Below are 24,891 nucleotides of genomic sequence, written 5' to 3' on the forward strand. Positions count from 1 at the left end.
CGGGTAGCCCCTTCATTTATACATGCAGACACATAAAGCAATACTTAATTGTACAAGGATCCAGACGCTTCGCAAGGATTATCGTTGCCACACCTGACGCCAGTTCTCGTCACATGAAACCGGACTTTCAGCTCTGAAAAGGCACGACTCTGCAGTAAAACAGGTAAATACACGCATCCGGAATGATTGACCACATTAAAAAGAAATGACAGTACCCGTCCGGGCAGACTCGGTTGCCGCTGCCATCCAGGCGACAGCGGCTTGAGATTCCCGGGGAGTAATCCGCGCGGGAGGTTCCCCTGTCCGTACACAATCCGCGAAATACCGCAGCTCTTCCTGCAGCACTCCCAGATAGCGGCCGAACGGACGAGGCCAGTACATCGTGTCAGGCATCTTCACTCCTTCCGCATCATGAATCGTCAAGCCCGCTTCGCCACAGTTGATATAGATCGCACCTTGCGTGCCAATGATTTCCATCCGCGCGTCGATCGTATAAGGCGTCGATTCCGGCAGATGCCAGACCGACTCGACCACGGCGACAGCACCGTTATCAAGTCTTGCAATCGACCAGCCTCCATCGGGATATTTATTTTTACCGGGATGGACTTCCTGCGCATACACAGTGGAAACGTTCGCATCACTGAACCAGAGCATCAGATCCGCATCATGAATTCCATCCCCCATCAAAGCGGAAATGTCATCGAGCACTGTCTCACCGATCGCTTTCGACAGATTCCGCCGCGCATGCATGGAGATAATGTCACCGATTCGTCCTTCTTCAATCGCCTGTTTCGCCAGTGTCACGCGCGGATCAAAGCGACAGATATGCCCCACCATGAAAAATCCAGCAGCGTCTTTGGCTGCAGCAACAATCTGTTCACAGTCAGCCACCGTCGGCGCCATCGGTTTTTCCAGCAGAACATGTTTCCCGCTGCGGAGTGCTTCAATGGCAATCTCGCGATGATCGTTAATGTGAGTGGTGATACTGACCACATCGACTTCAGGATCAGCCAGCAGTTCACGATAGTCAGTATACCGCCGCTTGACTTCCAGTCGATCCCCTATTTCAGTCAGGCGTTCAGGACGTCGGGTACACAACCCCGCCAGTTCAATTCCCGGCATCTCCGACAGGTTGTCAGCATGAACTTCGCCAAACCACCCCAGACCAATTACTCCCCAGCGAACTGTTTTTGACGAACTCAACATATGACTTTGGTCCTCTCGAATCATAATTTCAGCGACCTGTGATGTAACTCAAACTCTTCAAACTACCGCAAACCAGACTCCTCGTCCATGGAACCCTGATCTGGATTACCCTGATAATCCGCCCAGTTTCTTCAATAGGAATTCCATCGTCAGACCATTTCCAAGACCCGTTTCAGCTGTTTTTTGTCTTGTATGCCCTGTCCGCATCGCTTAGTATGGAGAGAACAACACCTGCGTTCCTCATACCTACCTGCCAGCGTTACCTATGATGCTCATACGATTTCTAATTCCTCTGCTTGTTGTTGTATTTGTTCCAGGCCCTTTTGGAACAATTCAAGCCGCAGAAAAACCGCTCCTCTTTGAAAAAGAGATTCAGCCGGTTCTCGCTGCAAAATGTGGCAAATGTCATAGCGACAAAGTTCGCAAAGGCGGACTTGATCTCTCAAATATTACCGGCGTACATCGTGGAGGAGAATCAGGTGAGTCTGCCATCGCAGAAACAGTCGATGACAGCATGCTCTGGATTCTGGTCGACGGAGGCGACATGCCACCTGAGGGACAGCCACAACTGACGGAAGCAGAACGCAACCTGATCCACAAGTGGATCGCCACCGGCGCCAAATCTGAAAAGCCCCATCAGCCTGAAGAAAAACAGATCACACAACACGATGTCCTGCCCATCGTCCTGCTCCGCTGTACCGCCTGTCATGGCGCACGACTGCAGCGGGGCGGCCTTGATCTGCGGACTCCTGCCAGCATGCTTAAAGGAGGCAAACAGGGCCCGGCGTTTCTCGCAGGCAATCCGGATGAAAGCCTGATGATCAAGCGCGTTGAAAGCCATGCCTGTCCCCCTCAGGAACAGCTGCTGAAGTTTTTTGTCAAGCGCCCCCCCCAGTCTGAAGTCGAAACACTGCGTGAATGGATCGCTGCCAAAGCACCGATTGTCGATCCGGAACCGGAAGTCGTCGGTTTGCAACCGGATCCCCTCGTTACCGAGGAAGACCGACAGCACTGGGCGTTTCAAGCACCGCGGGCAAAGCCTGAGATCAAATCGATTGATCAACTGATTCTCAAACAACTGCAGGCGCACGAACTGGAATTCTCTCCCGCAGCCAGCCGTGACACTCTCATCCGTCGTGTTTACCTGGATCTGACTGGCCTCCCCCCCACACTCGAAGAGTGGAAACAGTGGCGCAATACTGACGATGCGAACTGGTATGCATCCATGGTCGAACACCTGCTCGCTTCCCCCCGGTACGGCGAACGCTGGGGACGCTACTGGCTGGACCTCGCCGGTTACGCTGACTCCGAAGGGGGCGTCTCTTCCGACCCCCTGCGTGCCGTCGCCTGGAAATATCGTGATTATGTCATCGACGCTTTCAATAACGATAAACCCTACGATCGCTTTCTGCTGGAACAGATCGCCGGGGATGAACTAACCGACTATGAAAACGCGCCGGTGATCACTGAAGAAATCGTCGACAATCTCGTCGCCACCGGTTTCCTGCGGATGGGTATTGACCAGACCGGTTCCCGTACGATGAATTTTGTGCCCGAACGCCTGGGTGTAGTCTATGATGCCATCAATGTGATGGGCTCTTCGGTCATGGGGTTAACGCTGGAATGCGCCCGCTGTCATTCACACAAATACGATCCACTGCCGCATCGTGATTATTATCGCTTCAAAGCAATCTTCCAGGGCGCCCTTGATGAATACGACTGGCTCTCCTTTAAGAACCGTTCCCTGGAACTGGGCACTCCCGAACAGCAGAGCCGCGTCAAACAAACCAACCCGTTGCTCAAAAAGAGACTGAGTAAACTTGAAAAGAGTTACAAAAAAGCAATCGCCGCACAACAGGTCGCCATGCTCCGTCAGTTTTATCCGGACCAACCTGCAGAGGAACAGCAGGAAACCCTGCAGGCCTTAAAAATCGCCGATAACACCCGCACGCAACGTCAGCGGATTCTGGTCGAGAAATTAAGAATCGCGGAAACCATGCCCGAGTCGGAATTCTCGGAATCGGTACAGCAGGCACTGCAGAACGTGGCCTCCATCGAACAACAGATGAGCGAAGTGCAGCAGCAGATGGAACCACCGCACACAATCCGTGCCCTCTGGGATCGCGGTGAACCTTCCCCCACCTATATCCTGCTGCGAGGAGAACACGATCAACCTGGCCATCAGGTCGGTCCCGGCGTCCCTTCCGTCCTCACAGATGGACGTACTCCGTTCTCTGTCAAACCTCCTTTCCCGGAAGGAACCCCGAAAACCGGCAGAAGGCTGGCATTAGCCCAATGGCTGACTGCCGACGATCAGCCCCTCACTGCACGGGTGATGGTCAATCGAATCTGGTACCACCATTTCGGAACAGGCCTGGTCAAAACACTCGAGAACTTCGGCGTCAAAGGGGAACGTCCCTCTCATCCGGAACTGCTCGACTGGCTGGCTGTCCGGTTTGTCGAACAGGACTGGAGCATCAAAGACATGCATCGCCTGATGCTGAATTCGCGTACTTACAAACAATCCAGCCACATTACACCCGCGATTCAACAACATGATCCACAGAACCGACTGCTCTCTCACATGCCGCTCCGCAGAATGAACGCCGAAGCCTTGCGTGACTCGATCCTTGCCGTGTCCGGTAAACTCGATTCCACCACCGGCGGCCCTCCTGACTCAGTCACCGTCGATCGCAACGGACTTGTCAGTGCTAACGTGACCAGCAAAGGTGGCTGGCGTCGCAGTGTCTATCTGCAGTATCGTCGTACCCAGATACCAACGATGTTGGATACCTTTGATTACCCGGAAATGGGTCCCAACTGTGTCTCACGCAATGTTTCTACTGTTTCACCTCAATCCCTGATGCTCTTAAATAACGAACGCGTGCATTCTCTTTCTCATGCCTTCGCCAGCCGGGTTCGCAACCTGCTGCCCGATGATCAGAAATCGGACCGGGGTGCACAAATTGATCTGGTCTACCAATTGGCCCTCAGCCGCTTCCCCGGCAAGGAGGAACGTCAACTGGGACAAGCCACTCTGCAGGAACTGGAATCCCACTGGCAGGAAAACCCGGAAGCCGCTCTGGACACCTATTGTCATACGATTCTAAACTCTGCCGCGTTTCTATACATTGACTGATGAATATGAACAGCCAGCCTGAACCACTTTCCACCCGTCGAGACTTTTTTGCCCGCACCAGCGATGGCGTCATGGGCGCCGCGCTGACACATCTGTTATGCCAGGATTTCTTTGGGGGCACCGCAGCCCTGGCGAATGATGCCCCACACGCACCGCAGCAATACGACCTCAAACCCAAACAACCCCACCATCCTCCTGCAGCAACTTCGGTCATTCAGCTGTTTATGAATGGCGGACCGAGCCAGATGGATCTGTTCGACCCCAAACCGGTTCTGAACAAGATGGACGGCAAGCCATTCCCGGGCAACATTGAAGATCTGGGAAATTCGAATACCACCAGTATCGGCGAAATGCTGGGCGGCCAGTACAAGTTCGCCCGACACGGGGAATCGGGCATGTGGATGGCCGACGTCCTTCCCGAAACGGCAAAGATGACAGATGAACTTTGCCTGATCAACTCCATGTGGACCGATCACCCTAATCACGACAATGCCCTGTATAAAATTCACAGCGGCCGCCTGTTCATGGGCTACCCTACACTGGGCTCTTGGACCGTGTATGGCCTGGGAACCGAAAACCAGAACCTGCCCGCATACGTTGTACTCACCGATCCACTGGGCGCTCCCAAAAACGGCACACGCAACTGGACATCCGGCTTTCTGCCCCCCACGTACCAGGGAACCCGTCTGCGCCCCACCGGTTCACCCATTCTGAATCTCAAACCACAATACGACCAACCCTCGGCTGTCACCGAGTCCGCACGCAAACTGCTCAATCAGCTCGATTCCATTCACCGTGAAAAACGCCCCCATTACCCCCTGCTTGATGCCCGGATCGAATCGTACAGCCTTGCCGCACGCATGCAGATGTCCGCCACGGAAGCCCTTGACCTCTCGAGTGAAACAAAACACACGCTGACAGACTACGGCATCGGCGCGCAGGAAACCGACTCGTACGGCAAACGCTGTCTGCTCGCCCGCAGACTGGTTGAACGGGGAGTCCGTTTCGTCCAGATCTTCCTCGAAGAACAACCCTGGGACAGCCACGCCGACCTGGCCGCCAATCACCGCGCCATGTGTCAGCGAACCGACAAACCAGTCGCCGGCCTGCTCCGCGATCTTAAACAACGGGGCCTGCTCGACTCCACTCTGGTAATCTGGGGCGGCGAATTTGGACGCACTCCCACAACACAGAAATCCGCTAACGGCTTCTCAGGCCGTGATCATAACATGCAGGCTTTCACATCCTGGATGGCGGGCGGCGGGATTAAAGGGGGCACCACCTACGGGGTTACAGATGAATTTGGGCACAGCGTTGTCGAAAACCCCGTCAGTGTCCACGACTTCCACGCCACAATCCTTCACCAGCTGGGACTCCATCACCAGGAACTCTTTTACACCCGCAGTGGACTCGAAGAACGTTTGACCGGTGTCAATCCACCCCGCGTGGTCAAGGAGATCTTCAGTTGAACTCTCCGGATTGTGAATTCAACCGACGTGAGTTTCTGACGATAGCAAGCGCCGTTAGTCTTACAGCTTCAGTGCGAATCAAATCCACCTTGTCTGCAGAGAACCAGCCCCCCGTTCTCAAAATTATTGATACCAACGTCAGCCTGTTTCAGTGGCCTTTTCGTCGAGTTCCGCTCGACGGCACACAAACACTGGTCAAAAAACTTCAAGCTCTAGGCATAGAACAAGCCTGGGCGGGCAGTTATGAGGGAATTCTGCATCGTGATATCACATCTGTAAATCAGCGACTGACTGACGAATGCAGAGATTTCCCACAGTTGACCCCCATTGGAACTATCAACCCCTCGCTGCCTGGCTGGGAACACGACCTGCAGCAATGCATTCAAAAACATCAGATACCCGGCATCCGCCTGCATCCCAACTACCACGGCTATACGCTCACAGATCCACGTCTGCTGGCACTATTGAAACAGGCCACCACTGCAGGTCTGTTCGTTCAGCTGGCCGCGTCTCTCGAAGACATCCGCACTCAACATCAATCGCTGCAGGTTCCTGATGTCGACCTCACACCGCTCCCGGATCTGGCTGCGAAAGTCCCCGGACTCAGATTGCAGCTTCTTAATACGAAAGCCCGTCCGGATCTGATCAACAAACTCAGCCAGGCACCAGGTATATTTTTTGACACAGCCCGCGTGGAAAGTACCGACGGCGTACCTTCTTTCGTGGAGCGACTTCCTGCAGGACGTGTCCTGTTCGGTTCACATGCCCCGTTTCTGATTCCCGAGGCGGCTTTGGTTCGCGTCTATGAATCTTCTATTCTCGATTCTGCAGATCTGAGATCCGTATTGACAGACAATGCGACGCAATTCCTGTCTGCCAGCAAACCGAACCAGGATTCTGCGGTAAAGATCAAAGTCAAAACACAGGATTCAAAAAAAACGACTCCCCCGCGCCTGGCAGCTGGTCTGCCTGGCAATGAAGTGCTGGAAGGCTACCGCATCTGGGATTCGTACTTCACACCCGCACATTCTCATCCAGGTCGCGATGGCAGCAGTAGCCTGATTGCAGAAATTGAACGGGCGATGCCGGCTATCAATATCGGGAAGTTTGAAAAACTCTGCTACTTCCCGCATGTGGGCATCGGTACGACCACGGACCGTGAACTGGAACAGAAATTGAAATCGCATCCGGAAATTATTGAAAAACCGCTGAAACGCTGGCCTGACCTGCTGCTGGGAATGATTCAACTCAACGCCAACAATGTGACCGCTTCGCTGGAGGCGCTCAATCGCTGGCTGCAAGACGGTCCCATGCGCGGCGTCTATTTTCCCGGAGGTGGACCGGCGGCACTCACTTGCACGCATCGCAATTTTGATCCCCTCATTGAGCGGATTGCGGAATTGAACGGGGTGATCATGCAGCATACCTGGTTCATTACGGGAGGCAAGAAGAGCCCGGGAATGTCGACCCCCACCGAACTGGCAGTACTGGCAAAACGATTCCCGCAACAGAAATTCATCTGCGCTCATTCTGGCGGCGAGTGGGAGCGTGGCATTCGCGCAGTGCGCGATTCGGAGAATATCCTTGTGGAAACATCTGGCTTTGACCCCACCGCCGGCTTCATTGAAATGGCAGTGCGTGAGCTGGGCGCCAATCGAATCATCTTCGGTAGCCACCTGCCTTCGCGTTCTCTGGGTACTGAGCTATGTAAGGTTACCGCAGCGCAGATATCCGAAGCAGATAAAAGTCTGATCCTCGGCACCAATTTCCGCCAACTCTTGACTGCCGAGACTGACTAAGTCAGCTTCCATCAACACCAGACGGAGCAAGGCTGCTTTTCAGAGACTACTGGATTTCCAAGGCAGTCGTCTCGCTGAATGACTCAAATACCTGCGCCCCTTTAAACTTAGTAGCCCCTGTTCAATATTAAAACGGTAACCAGAGCGCATCACATTTAACCATAGCATCTCTCAATCTATTATACTCGGCTCAAATGCCCCTGGAGACACTACAGTAAAACTGGACACCGTCTAAAAAAACAGCCCCCGAAAACCAGAAGTTTTCGAGGACTGTCAGTCAATATTAAACTACCGGTATTAAACCACCGGATTAGTCCAACAGAGGATTATCCCCGTCTGCCACACCGCTGAAGAAATCATCGATTTCAGGCAGATGGCGTTCTGAGGCATCCAAAGCATCACTCATCAGCAAGTCACTATCATCGGCATGATCGTATCCCAGAGTGTGCCCCATTTCATGTAGCATAACGGTCAACAGATCCATTTGACCAAAGGCGGCACTGCCGGACCCGGCAACCAGATCACCATTCGCATCCAGACTGAATTCACTATTGTCGAATGGAGTGTCATCCACAAACCAGCCATAGCCAGCGGCGTTGACGTCGATCAGAATTGTGGTAGTGGTTGCTGCCCCGAGCATCGCGTCAGGCAGATCAGTCAGAACAAAACTGACGGACTCCAGCAGACTGACCTGAGTTTCACTTAACCCAGTCGCTTTCCAGTAGCTCAACGCAGCGTCGCGAACCGAATCCAGATCAGATTGAGTAATCGCGGCGGCATTCGAACTGCTGGCCCCCGCTGCTGCCATCAGTGGACCGGTACGTTCGATGCGAATGGCATCGGCTCGAATTCTTCCATTAGCAGCATTGTCGGTCAGTTCAACAGAAATCAAACCACCGGCTGTGACACTCACAGTCCCCAAAACCTCCCAGTTCGCCCCATCACTGTTCAGGTCATTGGGGGCCAGACGCTGATTGACCACAATTGGACCAGAACCGTTAATCGAGTATTCCGCATTCGTGGCAAGACTGCCATGTTTAGACCAGGTAGCGTATACAACATAGTTGTCACCAGGATTCAGACCGCTGAAGTCCCACGTTGCTGTTCCGCTATCACCGGTATTCAACTGCCGGGTATCACCCTGGAAGTAGGTCAGCCAGCCTGTCCCGTAGAAGTCGCCTGTGACGCTGAAACCGGCATCGCCGTCGTCCACAATCAGTGCTGTCGTCATCGTGGCAGAAAGATCAATCGTGAATGGGTCTTCGTCACTATCATCATTGGGGATGGTAAGTGTCCCGCTGAATACGCCGCCAGCAAGTGTTGTGTTGTTAAATTCGAGTTCAAACGTCGTTGATTGACCGGCATATAAGGTGGTTGTTCCAAGCGGTGTGGAAATACTGTAACCAGCGGCAGCGGGTGGGATGATTGCACTCAGATTGAGTGTATCGGTTCCCGTATTCGTAACCGTGAAGGTCTGGAACAGAGATTCTCCATAGAAGGCGGTTCCCATATCGATACTGCTCACACCATCAACCAGGTTAACCGCACCTGCCTGTACTTCGATTTCCGGAGCGACACTACCAGGTAACACTTTAGCCAGACGCATCGCATCGGCAGCCAGATGTCCGGAAATACCATTATCCAGTAAGGTAATCGTGAAATCACCACCAGCAGCAACCTGGAAGGTTCCGAGTGTTTCCCAGTTCACGCCCTCAGTATCATTAAAGTCATTGGCAGCAAAACGCTGATCCAGGGAAACGGTGATATCACCACCCAGAATTCCTGAAATCACAAATTGAGCATTGGAACTCAGACCACTGTGGGCGGCCCAGTGTGAAGCGATACTATAGGTACCTGCTGCCAGATTAGTGAAATTCCAAGTAGCCGTATTCGTACTAGCCACATTGTCACTTGGTAATTCATCCTGATCATTTTCGTAATAATCGTAGATCGTAGTGGCTGAGCGTGTAATCCAGTCACCAGTGGTATTGTAACCCAGTTCTCCGTTGTCGATAATCATGGTTTCCGCTGCTGATCCGGAAACAGTAAAGTTAAACGGATTCGAATCGGAAGTATCGACGTCGAAGGAAATCATCCCTTCGAAGCTTCCCACTCCGGTGGCATCCATCCGCAGTGTGAACGTGGTTGAAGCACCAGGTGCCAGATTGTTCGTTCCAAACCCACTGACCATACTAAAGCCAGCGGGAAGAGTAGCGAACGAGCCGAGTGCCATATTTCGTTCACCATAATTGGTCACAGTGAAAGTTTTAATGACAGGAGCTCCCACGATCGTATCATCAAATTCGACCGAGCCACTATCTTCAACCGTACCCCCATCCACCTCGACTTTGATCACAGGATCAACAACGCGATAGATGCGTACTTCATCAGCATAGACCACACCGTCAGCCAGATCGCTTAACATTACAGACAATGTATTACCAGTAATGACAACAGGATCGCCGATGTATTCCCAGTAAGTCCCATCATCCAGGAAGTCATTGGCACTGGTCTGTTGATTCACCAAGACGGTAACGGGACTCGCACCGCCAGAGATTGTGTAAGGAGCATTTGTGGCGGCTCCCAACCCGTTCATGGTCACATCAGAGTTGACATTCCAGTGGGCGACGACCTGGTAACGGCCTGGTTCCACATCAAAGTTCCAGGTCGCAGTATTGCTACCAGTACCTGTCTGGAACTCTTCACCAGCAAACAGGAACAGAGGATCTCCAACATTTCCTGGAGTATAGTCTTCCCAGGTTCCAACCGTGGAGAAAGTGGGATTGGGATCAGTAATTTCCACAGTCGCCGGACCTGCTTCTCCACGAACCGTAAAGTTGTATGGGTTCTCGTCAGGATCTCCGGTGGTGAAGGAAACCTTACCAAATGAGGTACCGTTAGTGCCTCCGTCAAACTGAATTCGGAAGACAACAGTGTCACCTGGGCTGCCATTGGCGGCAAGCGTGTACGGAGTCGTATTCGTTCCAAATGGTGAGTCAGGATCAATACTGAATCCAGGTGGAAAATCAATCAGACCTGTCACATCCACTTCTTCCGCAGACAGGTTGGTAATGGTAAATTCTTTAATCACAGGAATACCAGGTATCGTACTGCCGAAGTCTACAACACCAGTGTCATCATCCACGACCGTGCCACCATCGACTGTGATTTCCAGATCGGGTTCGGGTAGATATTCAATACGAACAGCATCCGCAATCACACCATTTGCCAGTGTCCAGTGATCGCGAATAAAATTGCTGGCTTCGTTCGTCAATGTGACTATCAGTTCCCCCCCACTGACAGTGAATGAACTGCTCAGATCAAACCAGGCAGTACCATCTTCAATGAAGCTGGAAGGGGCCACACTCTGATCTACCGTAATAGTCGAACCACCATTCAGTGAGTAAGGAGCATCTGTCACACGATTGTAAAGCTGAGACCAGGTAGTAGAAACCCGATAGTTTCCATTAGCCAGTCCTGAAAAGGTCCAGGTCGCCGTTTCCGTTGGAGGCGCTGGTGTACTACCAGGACCATTGGGAACAGCCCCCGTCACATCCCCTTCGTAACCGTAAGAACCTTCATTCACCCGGGTGTCAAAGGATTCAAAACCGGTCGTTGCCGAGAAGTCCGCATCCCCATCGTCGATGATGACAACATTTGAAACCTGACCATCCAGCAGAATATTGTAGGTCAATTCATCCACATCATTTGTAGTGAAGGAGAAGATACCGGAACGGTCACCGAAGGTGTTGGATCCCATGGTAATCGTAAAAGTGACAGCACTGTTGGCGACGACTGAAGCTGGGAATCCCGACACACTATATCCAGTGGGAACCACCAGATTACTGATATTCAGTGGCGTGGTTAAGCTCGTATTTCTGATTTCAAATGTCCGCACTGCATCTGTCAGCAGTTCTGTAGGACCAAACTGAATCCCGTCTGGATGACCGTCGACAATCAGTGCCGGAGGCGCCAGGACATCAGTGACATCAACAAGTTCAATCTCGGCTCCGGTAGAAACACGTTCAATCCGGATCGCATCCGCGGTAATAAATCCATCGGCAAGGTTGGTCAGCATCACGGTCAACGTTCTGCTGCTCACATCAACAGTACCTAGAATTTCCCAGGTAGTGCCATCGGCTGAATAATCATCCGGTGCCAACTGCTGATTCCGATCAAATGTTCCGCGATCAATAGCTGTAGAACCGATTTCTGCCTGAGTTCCGTCATAGATGGTATACGGAGCATCTGTTGCCGCAGCCTGCACTGTTGACGGATTCGAGGAAACTGGCCAGGTGGCTGAAACACGATATTGACCAGGAGTCAGACCAATGAATTCCCAGTAAGCTTGAGCGAGATCGGTACTAAATTGAGTTTGAGCGTCAACAAAATAAATATCATCTTCAAAGCCCATACCAGTGGTAAGATATGTGTTTTGAAGAGTGAAGTAAGGCCAGTCGCCGGTGAATGTGAATCCAGGGTCACCATTATCTACGATGACTGCGGGATTATCTTCAAAAGGTGTTATATTTTCGAAGTTGAGGTACTGAACTGTTCCCACACCGTCTGCAGTCAGAGAGAAGCCGGTATCGATGACAGCCTGCCCTTTAGAGTCGAAGTCCAGGAAGTCATTGCCCCCCAGGCCATCAGCAGAACGCAGAACAGGAGGCCCGTCAATCGGGTCATTCCCATCCTGAGACAGTGGGTCGATGTAGATAGTATCATTCTGCTGGCTGCCAACCACATTCTCCATGAAACTCGGGTTCGTGACAGGCTGCTCAGGTATAATCTGTTGTAGTGTAACAGTACTGCTGCCAAAGACAGTCTGAGCCACGTTCAGAAGATCCACATCAAACGTGATACCGGCACTGGCAAAGCGGAAATCAATCGTGTCGTTACCGTGAATGTCGGTAATCACATCTGCACTACCGGCGGCTCCGGGTTCGATCAGGAATACATCGTTACCACCATTTCCGCTGCCACCCGCACCTGTGCCACCGCCAGCTCCAAAGCCACCGCCGTCCAGGTTGTCGCTGCCGAGACCGTCTCCCAGAATGTTATTATCATTGTCGCCGGTGATGTTATCGTCGCCGTTACCACCAAATACGTTTTCGATGCTGTTGTCGTCATCACCACCACCGGCTCCTGCGACCAGACCACCACCAATATTGGTAGCAGTTCCGGCAAACAGGTTGACTGTGATACCTGTGGAGTAGTTTCGGTAATCCAGGCTGTCATTTCCGCTGCCACCGTTCAAAGTACCGGTCAGGCCATCTCCGTCAGACAGGTCAAAGCGGTCATCTCGCGTACCACCAACCAGGTTCTCAAAATCTGTGAAATCCAAACGTTCTTCCGCTCCGCTGGCAGTTCCATCTGCACCGGTCGTCGGACGACCACTGTTCAGGTTGGTTCGATCAGCGATGATAAAGCCTTTATCGGTAGCTGTGATCCCCCAGTAATTGTTCAAGTTTGGTCCCTGCAAGGTATCACTGCCATCGGTACCGATCAGATCATCAATGTTGTTAAAGCCAAGGCCGGCGGTACCAGTTCCCAAAATACTGCCATTATCTTCACGTCCACGGAATCCATCGGAACTACCCAGGTCGGTCAGAACCACATTCACAATCGGATCGTAGCTGCTGTAATCAAGCGTATCATTTCCGTTACCGCCGTTAATAAACCCTCGCAACTTGAAGTTGCTTTCAAAGATAAATTCGTCATTCCCGTTTTGCCCCAACAGGGTGGTATTTACACCAACAGGGGTGTCATTCTTCAGGAAGAAGTCATCGCGCCCCTGATACCCGCTAATGGTGACGTTATTCAGGTCCTCTACATCTCCCAGATTCACATCGATGGTATCATCGCCGGCGGATGCCGTTACGTTCAGATTATCAATGTCCGTATAGGTCACATCGGTGCCCGGAGCACTGTTGATTCCTTCGATTGTGGTGGATGTTACTTCAAAATCATCATCACCAGTAACATCACCGGAGTCAATCAGCGTCAGTGTGTCGATATCTGTATCACCGAATCCTTCACCAAAGACCTGGATGGCAGCGTTAATATTATCAACAGTATTTCCAGCATCAAAAATCTGGAATAAATCGTTACCCTCTCCGCCCCGTAATGTGACATTGGTCACTGTTCCCGCAGGAGTAGACCGCACGCGGATCGTATCATTCGCGCTATCCGAACCATCCACATTGTCGGCATCCAATTCGACATCGGTCAGTGAGGTTGTTGAATCCAGACCAACCAGATCCAGCAGTTCGGCTCCCGTTCCGGAAACGACCTGCAGATCATTAAAGCCGGCAAACAATAAATCGGTGAACTGCATGCTACCGGCAATTTGTGAAACACCGTCATTATCCGCTCCGAAATCACGAATCGTAATATTGTCAGTATCAGGAGTGGAAGAGGCATCCACGCGTAAACCGCCACCGGTCGTCGTACCAAAGATCCCGACCCCTTCCAGACGAGCGAACGACAGGCCCAGATCGATATCCGATCCGGCGGCGACGCCAGCAGCAATATTACCGCTGCCCAGTCCATCGTCGGTATCTGAGAAGTAAGCGGCATCATGGTCTGTTACGAAGTTAACATTGACGACATCTGTTGCCGCCATTCCAAAACCACCGTCAAAGTGAATCGTAATGTCATTCACATCGTATGTATTGGGATTGAATACATCTTCCAGAAAAGTGTCCATCGATGCATTCAGATGCGAACCGTTGGAACCAGGAATCGCTGGTGCTGCCACCTGGAAGAATGGCAGAACACCATTCGCATTCTCGTTGATGTTCAACGTCTCGCTGTCGTCCGACCCCAGCACCGTAAAGGACAGGATGTCGGCGACCGCTCCAGTGAAGAAGTTGCCTCCGTTAATATCCAGTAGCAGATTGGTATCCGTTCCATCTACTGAAGCATCGATCGTGTCAGGCGTATCAGCGAGGCCCGTGGTCTCGAAACCGGATGTAACCATATTGAGCACCAGGTGATATGTCCCTGTGCTGGTATTCACGTTTTCGATTTCCGTGTAATCGACAGTCTGTTCGGTATCAGATGGGAAGTCAAACGTTCCCGATCCGGGAGCGGCTCCCAGTGTCAATAAGGGATTCGAGACTCCATTGAAATCCATATTCAGCACATCACCAGGACCGGGGAAGGTCGGAGCGCCACCGTTCACGGTAATCGGCGAATTATCTGTCGGCAAAATATTGAACGTGTCGGCGTCATCTCCACCATTGATAGTCGTCAGGGTTGCATCAACATCACCCAGCAGGTTTACGATTGCACCCGTGCCATCAGTAATTGGATCGACATTGATCTCAATGGTGGTTGAAGCACGCACGGTGCCGCCGGCGGTCAACAGGAAGTCATCGCCAGAGTTCAAAATAACATCAGCGCCGGTTGATTCAACAAGCACACCACCGCCGTTGATCGTCAGGTTATCCCCGGCACCGCCTGCATCTGTTGAGGTCAGCGTCACCGTCCCGGAGCCACTCACATTGCTGGCTACTGTCAGAGGACTGGCAGCGATAATCGTGACTGTTCCATTCGCTGATATGGTACTTGTAGCAATCACACCCGCGGGGAATGCGCCGACCGTACCAATCGTCAAGTCACCTGAATTTCTGACCGAGATCTCACCATCGAAGGCTCGTGCAGCGAGTGTGGTAACAGCAGTGTCGATATCGTCACCGATCCCGATGGAAGTCGCGGCTTCCAGATACACGCTGTCTGCTGTAATTAAATTGTTTCCGGCTGCCGTGTTGTCCAGAATTGCTCCGGCCGCTGAATCAACGGTAATCGTCCCGCCGGCACTTTGCAGATCGGCAAGCCGGATATCACCGGTTGCGGTCACATCCAGGTCTCCGCCCCAAGCGTTGACAACGCCTCCCTCATTCTGAGTAAAGGCACCACCCACGGGGCCAGCGTTATCAGCTGTCAACGTCACAACGGCAGCGACTGTTGCGGTATTAACAAGAGAACCTGCCCCCAGTACCAGGTCATTGTCTGCCAGCAGACTGATTGCTCCACCAACGGTCTGCACGGTGCCATTGACTGTGATATCATTGGCAGAGTCCACCTGAATGGAAAAGCCGCCCGTATTTGAGATCGTCGTAGCAAGATCCGAGATAAAATTGTCAGCCGTATTTTCCAGTTGCAGGTTGCCACCAGAGGCGGCGATGTCTTCAGTCACAGTCATCGTGCCGCCAGACTCAATCCGTGAAGCCGCCCCGACTGTCACGCCGTTGAGCGTGCTGCCGGTGGTGAATCCGATGTCGAGTGTGCCAGTGTCATTGACGTACAGGCTGCCTGTCACGAGCGCTTCCAGGCCGTCCACGGCCAGTTCGACTTCCGTCCCCGGGGCGCCGACGTTACCGGTTGCCCGCAGATCCGCATTGACCGCCGTCAAAAGGCTGGTTCCCGTAATCGAACCACCGGTCGCATTCAGCAAGATGTTACCCGATGACGCTGCAATCGTTTCGATCAAAGCGATGCTACCGGCAGAAATGGCGACATCACCAGAGGTGGACGTCACACCCGTTAATGCACCCCCAAAACCGATGTTGAGAGCCCCCGTGTTATCGAGTTCCAGACCTGCGCCGCTGCTGGCTTCCAAGGCTGCGATCGTCGTTTCCAGAGCGTTACCGTCCCCGGTTCCCGTACCGGAAATCAGGGTGGCGTTCACCGCAGCGATATTGTTTGTGGAATCATCATTGTTGTCAGTGATCGCCCCGTTTGTCGCGGTGACGGTCACATTGCCTCCCGTTATCAGCGTTGCCAGAGCGACGTTGGTATCAGCAACAATATCGATCAGACCAGTGCCAAGGCTGGCCACTCCTGAGCCGTCGTCCAGAGTGACAGCGCCTGCAGAATCAATGTCGATCAAAAAGGCGCCCGTATTGGAGACCAGCGCGGGACTGTTGACTATGAAATCTCCAGCCGTATTTTGCAGCTTCAGCGTTCCACCTGAGCCGGTCACACTTTCGGTCACCGTCATGGTGCCCGTGGATGTGATGGTCAGACCGGCGTCTGCCGCGACCCCCGTTAATCCACCCACAAAACCGATGTTGAGAGCCCCCGTGTTATCGAGTTCCAAACCTGCGCCGCTGCTGGCTTCCAGGGCTGCGATCGTCGTTTCCAGAGCGTTACCGTCCCCGGTTCCCGTACCGGAAATCAGGGTGGCGTTCGCCGCAGCGATGTTGTTTGTGGAATCATCATTGTTGTCAGTGATCGCCCCGTTTGTCGCGGTGACGGTCACATTTCCGCTCGTTATCAGCGTTGCCAGAGCGACGTTGGTATCAGCAACGATATCGATCAGACCGGTTCCAAGGCTGGTCACGGTCGATCCGTCGTCCAGAGTGACTGCGCCTGCAGAATCAATGTCAATCAAAAAGGCACCGGCATTGGAGATCTGCGCGGGACTGTTGACCACGAAATCGCCGCCGTTGTTTTGCAGCTTCAAAGTTCCCGTAGATGCAGCCACATCGTCTGAGATCGTCATGGTATCGTTTGACCTCAGATCGACTGCTCCCCCAGTGACGGCATCACTGACCAGCAGAGTACCAGTTGTCGTCAGGAAGATTGAACTGGCTGCAGCAGTGATCCCACTCAAAAGATCAACCGTACCAATTTCCAATGCCCCTGTGTTGTCGAGGGAAAAGCCACCACTTATTGTGCTGGCAGCCAGAGTATTAACATTGGTATTCATTCCAGTAATGCCAGTTTCAGCATCTAAGGCGACCCGATCAGCCGTGATCAGGGTAGTATTCAGGTTATTGATGCCACCATCGGTGGCAGTCACCCGCACTTCAGTGGTTGTGGTCACTTTCACAGATTCCACATTGAAGGTAGCGGTTAAGTCAATCTCACTGGTACCGGCATTAATGGACCCGCCTGCACCAAAGGTAATATCAAAAGCATTGGCGTTAATATCCACACTGCCCGTGGTGGTGAAATCACCGTTCACATTGATCTGGCCGGCAGTCAGGTTGAGAGCTCCCGATCCGATATCCACGATCCCGGTGTTGATCGTATCATTGATGCCTGCGACCACTGTCAGATTTGCTGTAAAACCAGCATCGACACCTTCGATGTTAATTGTATCCGCCCCTGTCCCCAGCGGAACTACTCCCGGATTTTCCGTATAAATGGTCACTGTTCCTGAGGGATTGACAAAGTTGACCGATTCTCCCAGGGTAGAACCGATCAGCGATTCACCAATAGTAGCGTAATTCGAAAGCGTGATGGTCTCACCGGCTCCCGTAAAACTGAAGGTACGATCGGTGGCAACAATCTGGTCATCAATGGGTTCCAGGCCGGTATAGGCGATCGTTGCTTCTGATTCCCCATCCAGGAAAATACTACCATCACTGGCACTCTCAAAGACATGCCCTACCGAGTTGACAGCCGCCGTGCGTTCCAGAACAAGAGTATCATGTCCGCCAGTTCCGCCTCGGAATTCGATCTGAATGTCCGTAGTATGATCGATAGTGTCCAGATCAATGGTCAGTGTATCGTCTTCACCATCTTCGCCGATAATTACCAGCGGACCGTTTATGGCAGCTACGGGAAATGTCGAGATGATTGTGCCCGAACCGGTTTCGCTCAGAACAAAATTCCCACCCACGATTTCCAGCGTATACTGGTCTGCCGCGTCATTGTCCGGTACTGTGATTTCCGGTGTCGTATCTTCCATATGAATCACAACATCGTTTCCATTTCCACCCGCATAGGTCAGAAATGCACTCAGCCCGCTGCCCAGGAAATCCGTGAATTCGTAACCTTCTGGCAGTCCGGCAAAGGTACCGTTTATAGCATCGGTGCCGTCATTATTGATGATGACAAACTGATCCCCCTGGCCAGGATCGCCGGGACCATAAGCATCAATCAAATTTAATGTGGCTCCTTCGCCGATTGTCACCGTCCCATGAACGTCGATCTGGTCATACCCCGTTCCCGCGACGTTACCACCAATTTCAATATCAACATTAGCGGGAATCGCCGGTGTAGTCGCTGTCAGATTGATGGTAATCGCAGCATAAAACAGATCTTCATTGCTACCATGCGATACGCTGTCACCGGCGATCATCAGGACGCCGGTAATGGTATCACCGTTAATCTGCAGGTTCCCGATTGTCATTTCATCGACACTGGTCAGCCCGGCGTTAATCAACGCACTATCGGAAACGGAAATAAAGTTATCGATCTGGCTGACGATACCCAACCCACTCTGATCAAGGATCAAAGCCCCGATGGCCCCCAGTGAACTTTCTGAACCCTCGCCGTCCACATACAGATACAGCGTCTCTCCGGTTGGAAGCGCAATCGCATCGCCGCTGGGTGACTGGTTCTGGAAATCACCAGTATGATTATCAATCAAAATACCGGCATTGGTCAAAGGACCGCTCGAACCGGCAGGCGCTGTCCACATCACGATATCGCCAAAATTATTTTGTGCGTAAACCCGGCGCTCACCATTGATCTCAATCACGCCTCCGCCACCGGTCGTACCCGAATCGGACAGACCAGCTGTCGGGAACGGATAGCCAATGAATGTTTCATTAATCCAGGTCTGTCCGCTATCGTTGCTGATTGCGTGATACTGGCCTGCCGTACTGGGCCCTGTACCGGAATGGAAGTATCCTTCCAACACGCCTCCGCCTAGATTCAGAATGCTGGCATGATCGCCGGACGTCAAGCCAGTGGCGGTTGTAATCGTTCCCAGAACCAGGTTCGCGCCATCCCAGGTATAGGTGGCCCGTCTCAATTCGCCTGCAGGGTTTTTCCAGAAGAGAATGTTTTCACCCTGCACTGATTCCACGTAACGCAGGTCTTCATTCAGCCCGACGTCAAGCTGCGTAAAGTCACCCAAATCTATGGAATCCAGTTCGAAGGAAACTCCAAAGCTCAAATCCTGGGTCTGCATGACTCCGGCACTGAAGCCGGGTGCCAGTCGGGCATTATCAGTCACGGTGACAGTACCACGAATGTCAGGTGTTCCACTCAGTGTGATACCCTGGCCGACCGTCACATTTTCGTGATAAATACCGGAGGTAATATTGATCGTTCCGCCGGGGGTGACCGCGTCTAATGCTTCCTTGATTCGATCCACAGACCCTGTCTGCTCGCCTCGATCAGTTACATTCAGTACAGAAAAATCACCCTGAAAACCAACTGTCCCAGGATCTGTATCTGTGCCGCTATCCAGGTAAGAAGTGAAATCAACACCGCCAGTCATTAAACCCTCGACGGTTACTTCGTCTCCGGGGCCCCACCAGTTGTTGGAAGCGTTCACAAGTGCTCCGGCTCCACTGGCGATGCCTGCTGCGTTACCGGCAATTGAATTATCATTGATATTCAGCTGGGCACCTGCAGTCAGCCCACCAAAACTGGCTCCCACGGGATCATGCACACTGACGGCAGCATCAAAACCAGTGATGAAGTTGTTCGAAACATTGATAACCGAAGTTGCAGAGATGGCACCATAGGTAGAATCATCCGTCTGCACATAGATTCCGGAATTTTGAGGGACTCCGCCGATACTACCGACATTTCCACCATCAAGTGTATTTCGATTGATGTTGATACTGTCGGAAGCACCTCGCAGTTTAATACCGTAAAAAGAAGTCCCACCGGCAGAATAGGTCCCTGAGAAAGTTACCGAGTTTTCAACAATATTAACTGGAACATGAGTAAAACTGGCGTCGAGACGAATATCGATTTTCCCCCATTCGCCAGTAAAATTACTAACATCACTGTCAATTATATTTCCGCGGATCTCAACATTGCCAGTCAAACCGCTGCCATAAACCAAAATCAGAATAGCGGCATTGACTGTGTCTGTCATATCATTGTTGGTAATCTGCAGATTCTCGACTGGAAATCCTGCAGCCGTAAATGCTTTGTAAACGTAAAAATCTCTTCCATTGTTTTCAAAAATATTATCATCAACAATGGAATCTCGAATTTCCTCAGCATAAACGGCAGCAAAGCTGCTGTTCCTGAAAGTGGAATTAGTAACCTGTAAATCGCGCACATAGCCCGTACTGCCATCATTGGCCTGATAAAACCCTAGGCTGTTCGTATCAAAAGTCGTATTATCAATGTAGATACCATTACCCACAGCGGAAGAAGAGAACCGGATTCCAACCCCCGTATTCTGAAACAGGCTGTCAGCGACATTCATGTTGGTCATTGTGGTATCGTTATGAATTTCAATCCCGCGCGAGCTCATGTCAACAAAATGCACATTGTTAACTTGAAGGTTGTCAATCGTGCCCGCTGGTAAGTAAGTACGGATTCCCTGTGAAGCGTTCTGCAGAGTCATATCCTGGAAACGAACATCGTCTGCTGTCACGGTAAAGAGAACTCCACCGTTATCAATAATTGTGCTGCCAGTTCCGGCACCGTCCAGGGTCACTGATTTATCGACATTCACATTTTCATTGTAAGTACCGGCGGCAATATTAATCGTCGCGCCTGAGGCAGCCAGATCAATGGCGTCCTGAATCTCGGCGCCACCAGCAGAACCTGTGATGTTCACAGTCGCCGCCGTTCCTGTAATCGCATCTGCAGTCACGTCACCTGTCAACTCGACAACTTCCGCGTTAAACTGGATCGTCTTTCCTGCAGCCAGTGAAACAGAAGCATCCACATTGATCTCGTCAGCGGCATCGCCGCCGTTGATGATAATGTTGGCGGTGTAGCCGGCAGCGAGTGAGTTGATATTAATCGTATCCGCACCGGTCCCCGCATTGATGGTCAGTGTTCCCGTCGGGTTGAAAAAGTCAGTCATTTCTCCGAGAGAAGAATTAACACGTGTCTGCCCGCCGCCCAGATCGGAGATATCGATGATCTCAGCGCCCCCGGTATAAGTCAGCGTCACGTTGGTGGCGTTAACAGTGGATGTAACCGGCTCCAGACCGGTATAGGAAATGAAATCTGAGCCTGAGCCATTCAGCCTGATGCTTCCGCTACTGGGATCCACATAGCGAAACTCCATGGAGTCCAGGTTGCCGTTGACTAATTCCAGTGTATCAAATCCACCTGTCCCTCCATTAAAGATTATCTGGAGATCAGTCGTTTGATCGATGCCGGTCATATCGATCGTCAGTTTATCGTCCACACCAGCTTCACCGTTGATGACCAGTGTGCCCTCCAAAGCAGCCAGGGGAGTATTGGAAATGACATCCCCTGAACCCACTTCAGTAATAACGACATTGCCGCCGATGATCTGCAGGGTATATTCATCCGGGTTGCTATCTGCAGGAATATTCACTTCCGGATCAGGAATTTCCGTATAAATGACGACGTCATTTCCATCACCGCCGGCATAAGTCAAAAATGCATTCAGATCAGAGACGCCCAGAAAATTTGTAAACTTGTGGCCTTCCGGATACCCGTTAAATGTTCCTGTAACAGGATTGGGACCGTTATTTTCAATCAGGATAAACGATTCAGCGACATCAGGGGTATGACCATCAATCAGGTTCAGCGTCGCGCCATTCAAAGTCACGTCACCGTTCACTACAAACTGATCAAATCCGGAACCAGCGGTGGTACCGTTAATTTCGATATCAAGTTTATCATCACCATTTAAAATCAAATCACCGTTAATCACCACCTGACCGGGACTGTTACCAGGAGCGAGAGTAATATTAATTCCGGTAGCGTCTACATTACCCGTATAGGTTCCGACAAGAATATTAATCGTCGCACCATAGGCTACACTATCAATGGCTTCTTGAATACGACCCAAAGGTCCGGTCTGCGCTCCTTTAGCTGTTACATTCACGACATTGAAATCACCCTGAAAACCAGCGGTTCCACCGTCTGTATCTGTGCCGTCACTCAAGAATGAAGTGAAGTCGACCTTCGAAGCGTTACCAACACCACCGTTGCTCATCATGGAATTGGCGATTGTTGTTGCGTCCGAGTTGCCCCACCAGTTGCCGGAAGCATCAACAGTATCTCCACCGTAATGAGCGATGGGGTTGGTGAGCGTTAAGGAGTCAAAAGAGTTGTTATGAGCGGCTACATCGGGGATGCCATTGGAAATGTTATTGAAGACGCCGATACCTTCAACTAAGTCACTGAAGGCGTTGCCTTCGATACTGACACCAGCAACGTAGTCATTGGAGACGCCTGCGAACATGTTGTGAAAGTTGTTGCCGAAAACGTCAACATTCGTGTTGACCTGGTTAAAAATACCGCCGAACCAATTGTAAATTTCGTTGTTCTGGATCGTGATGTTGTCGTTATTTCCATTAAATGTGGAGAGCACACCACGACTTCCGGCTCCCGTTCCCGGGCCTACCAGAATATTGTTCTCGATCGTATGCCCCGTGGTGCCGGCGGTCAGGAAGACGGCAGTTACATCGCCAACGCCGGCCGGACCGAACCCTTCGACGATCTTGAGTCCGTCAATCACGACATCGTTCGCAAAGAGACTAAACCCGCCGGTCAGTTCACTTTCCGGGCCGCGGCCACCAGGGTCAACCCCCGCAGCAATCCCGGCATTGGCTCCCTGAATCATCACGGAGGTATTCACGATCACATTTTCGGTATAAGTGCCGGCGGCGATATTTATGGTTGCCCCTGAGGCAGCCAGATCAATCGCTTCCTGAATCCGCCCCACCCCCCCTGTTTGTGCACCTAACGTAGTAACATTGAGTTTGGAGAAATCACCCTGAAAACCAGCGGTTCCACCGTCTGTATCTGTGCCGACATCCAGGTAAGAAGTGAAGTCGACCATAAGTGGTGTGCCACCATCTGCGTCTTCCATTAACGCTGCAATACTACTTTCGTTGGTGGTTACCCACCAGTTTCCCGACGCATCGGCTGCGGTTGTCTGGTCACCGAAATGTCGAATCGCTTTGGCATCGCCGTGAACGCCGCCATCGAGAAATGCGTTGTTGTTGATGTGAATCGTGGATGCATCGATCCCCGATCCTCCATCGGGGAGACGCAATCGGATCCCGTGAGTCGGCTCGGCAGCACCGGCGACATCGTTGTAGTGGATCACGTTATTCTCGATTGTCACGTTCTCTGAAACAGTCGTGCCCCACTGTCCTCCCCAGAGCTCGAATGCCTGCCCAAAGAAACCAGGTTCGGCTTCGATGTTCTGGAATGTGTTGCCGATAATTTCACCACCAATTGTTCCAACCTGAAAACCAGTGAAGAAAGTCCCATCGAAAGTGTTTTCTCGGATCTGAATATTACCAGCAGCGCCCATGTTCATCCCGACACCGCCTGTAAACTCGTTCTGTTCGACGACAGCGTCATTGATCGTGCCGCCGTTTTGGAAGATTCCCCTCGTCGTTCCAGCGAAATGGTTTCCGACAATGTGCATTCTCTCGAAAGAACCGCCTCCGCCGACCAACAGCGCATCTCCGTCTCCCTCGAACTGAAAGAGGTTTTGTTCGACTGTCAAATCATCAAACGAACCGGATTGCAACTGGATGCCACCTGACCCCCCCGGAATATTTGTGTTGTTGAAAATGTTATTGGCAATGGTCAAGTTATCCGCACCTGGGTAGCTATTGATCACACGTCCGCCGTTTCCTTCGAAGGAAAAACCGTCGATTGTGACATCGTCCGCAGTCGGCTGAATCGCATATAAACCATCATGGTTGATGATGCTTTCGGCTGCTCGGCCCAAGGCATTCGGGTCGTTACCTGCATTAGCTCCGAGCAAAGCGACCGACTTGTTCAATGAGATCAGTCCGCTATAGGTACCCGCGGCGACTTGAATCGTGTCCCCACTGGCGGCTGCAGCGATGACAGCGTTGTTAATCGTGTCAAAGGCATTCGTCCCGAAAATCAGCCCTGTTGTCTGGCCGGCTTCACCAAACGCAAAAGTGACAGTATCACCCGCGTTTAAACCGTCGGCCCCCGGGTCATTCGTGATCACCAGGGAGTCATCGACGAAGAACGTGGTCAACAGCGTGCGGTCTTCGAGCGCTTCTGTTGTGGAGATCTGATTATGGACGATTGACTGCCAGCGTTTGCGAATGTCGCGGCGATCGCGGGATCGAAAAACACGGCGTTTTGAAATTCGGGAAGTGAGTGTGTTGAGCCAGTTCGTCAGTAGCATCCTGTCATTCCTTCGTTAGTGAATCAAAAGTCTCGGGGGATGAGAAAAATCGCCTCTACCACTATTATTTTCTAACTGTCCAGTGTATCCAGGTCGTGTTTACAGTCCTGAACATCTCAGCCAATATCATCCAAAACACAAATAACTCTTTACCTGCGCATACAACCTATTTTC

The 24,891-nt window shown here is 51.8% G+C and carries 5 protein-coding genes; 3 read left to right on the top strand and 2 right to left on the bottom strand.

All coding sequences use genetic code 11. The features are described from left to right. Positions 1-195: 195 nt before the first annotated feature. The gene (locus tag Pan161_RS08060; protein ID WP_197995767.1) at positions 196-1,206 is read right to left on the bottom strand and encodes a Gfo/Idh/MocA family protein; all 1,011 of its coding nucleotides are present in this window, start codon (positions 1,204-1,206) and stop codon (positions 196-198) included. A gap of 265 nt (positions 1,207-1,471) precedes the next feature. Here Pan161_RS08060 and Pan161_RS08065 point away from each other — a divergent pair, with 265 nt between their 5' ends. Genes Pan161_RS08065 through Pan161_RS08075 form a run of 3 tightly spaced genes read left to right on the top strand, consistent with a single transcriptional unit; the run spans position 1,472 to position 7,613 of the window. Next, entirely contained in the window at positions 1,472-4,345 is a 2,874-nt protein-coding gene (locus tag Pan161_RS08065; RefSeq protein WP_145225723.1) for a PSD1 and planctomycete cytochrome C domain-containing protein, read from the top strand. Between the two features lie 5 nt (positions 4,346-4,350). After that, positions 4,351-5,814 carry a DUF1501 domain-containing protein gene (locus Pan161_RS08070; RefSeq protein WP_232103661.1) on the top strand — a complete coding sequence of 488 codons (1,464 nt, stop codon included), beginning with the start codon at positions 4,351-4,353 and terminating at the stop codon, positions 5,812-5,814. Beyond that, entirely contained in the window at positions 5,811-7,613 is a 1,803-nt protein-coding gene (locus Pan161_RS08075; protein ID WP_145225725.1) for an amidohydrolase family protein, read from the top strand. The genes Pan161_RS08070 and Pan161_RS08075 overlap by 4 nt, the downstream gene beginning before the upstream one ends. Before the next feature lie 310 nt (positions 7,614-7,923). Here the strand turns inward: Pan161_RS08075 and Pan161_RS08080 are convergent, their stop codons facing one another. Further along, positions 7,924-24,717, bottom strand: a complete 16,794-nt coding sequence (locus Pan161_RS08080) for a golvesin C-terminal-like domain-containing protein (protein ID WP_145225726.1) — start codon at positions 24,715-24,717, stop codon at positions 7,924-7,926. Between the last annotated feature and the right edge of the window lie 174 nt (positions 24,718-24,891).

This window comes from Gimesia algae, from assembly GCF_007746795.1.
GTDB classification, from domain to species: domain Bacteria; phylum Planctomycetota; class Planctomycetia; order Planctomycetales; family Planctomycetaceae; genus Gimesia; species Gimesia algae.

Bases quoted from the DNA above. Each gene is read 5' to 3' on its own strand.
- Pan161_RS08060 (WP_197995767.1), bottom strand. From the start codon at position 1,206: ATGTTGAGTTCGTCAAAAACAGTTCGCTGGGGAGTAATTGGTCTGGGG.
- Pan161_RS08065 (WP_145225723.1), top strand. From the start codon at position 1,472: ATGATGCTCATACGATTTCTAATTCCTCTGCTTGTTGTTGTATTTGTT.
- Pan161_RS08070 (WP_232103661.1), top strand. From the start codon at position 4,351: ATGAACAGCCAGCCTGAACCACTTTCCACCCGTCGAGACTTTTTTGCC.
- Pan161_RS08080 (WP_145225726.1), bottom strand. From the start codon at position 24,717: ATGCTACTGACGAACTGGCTCAACACACTCACTTCCCGAATTTCAAAA.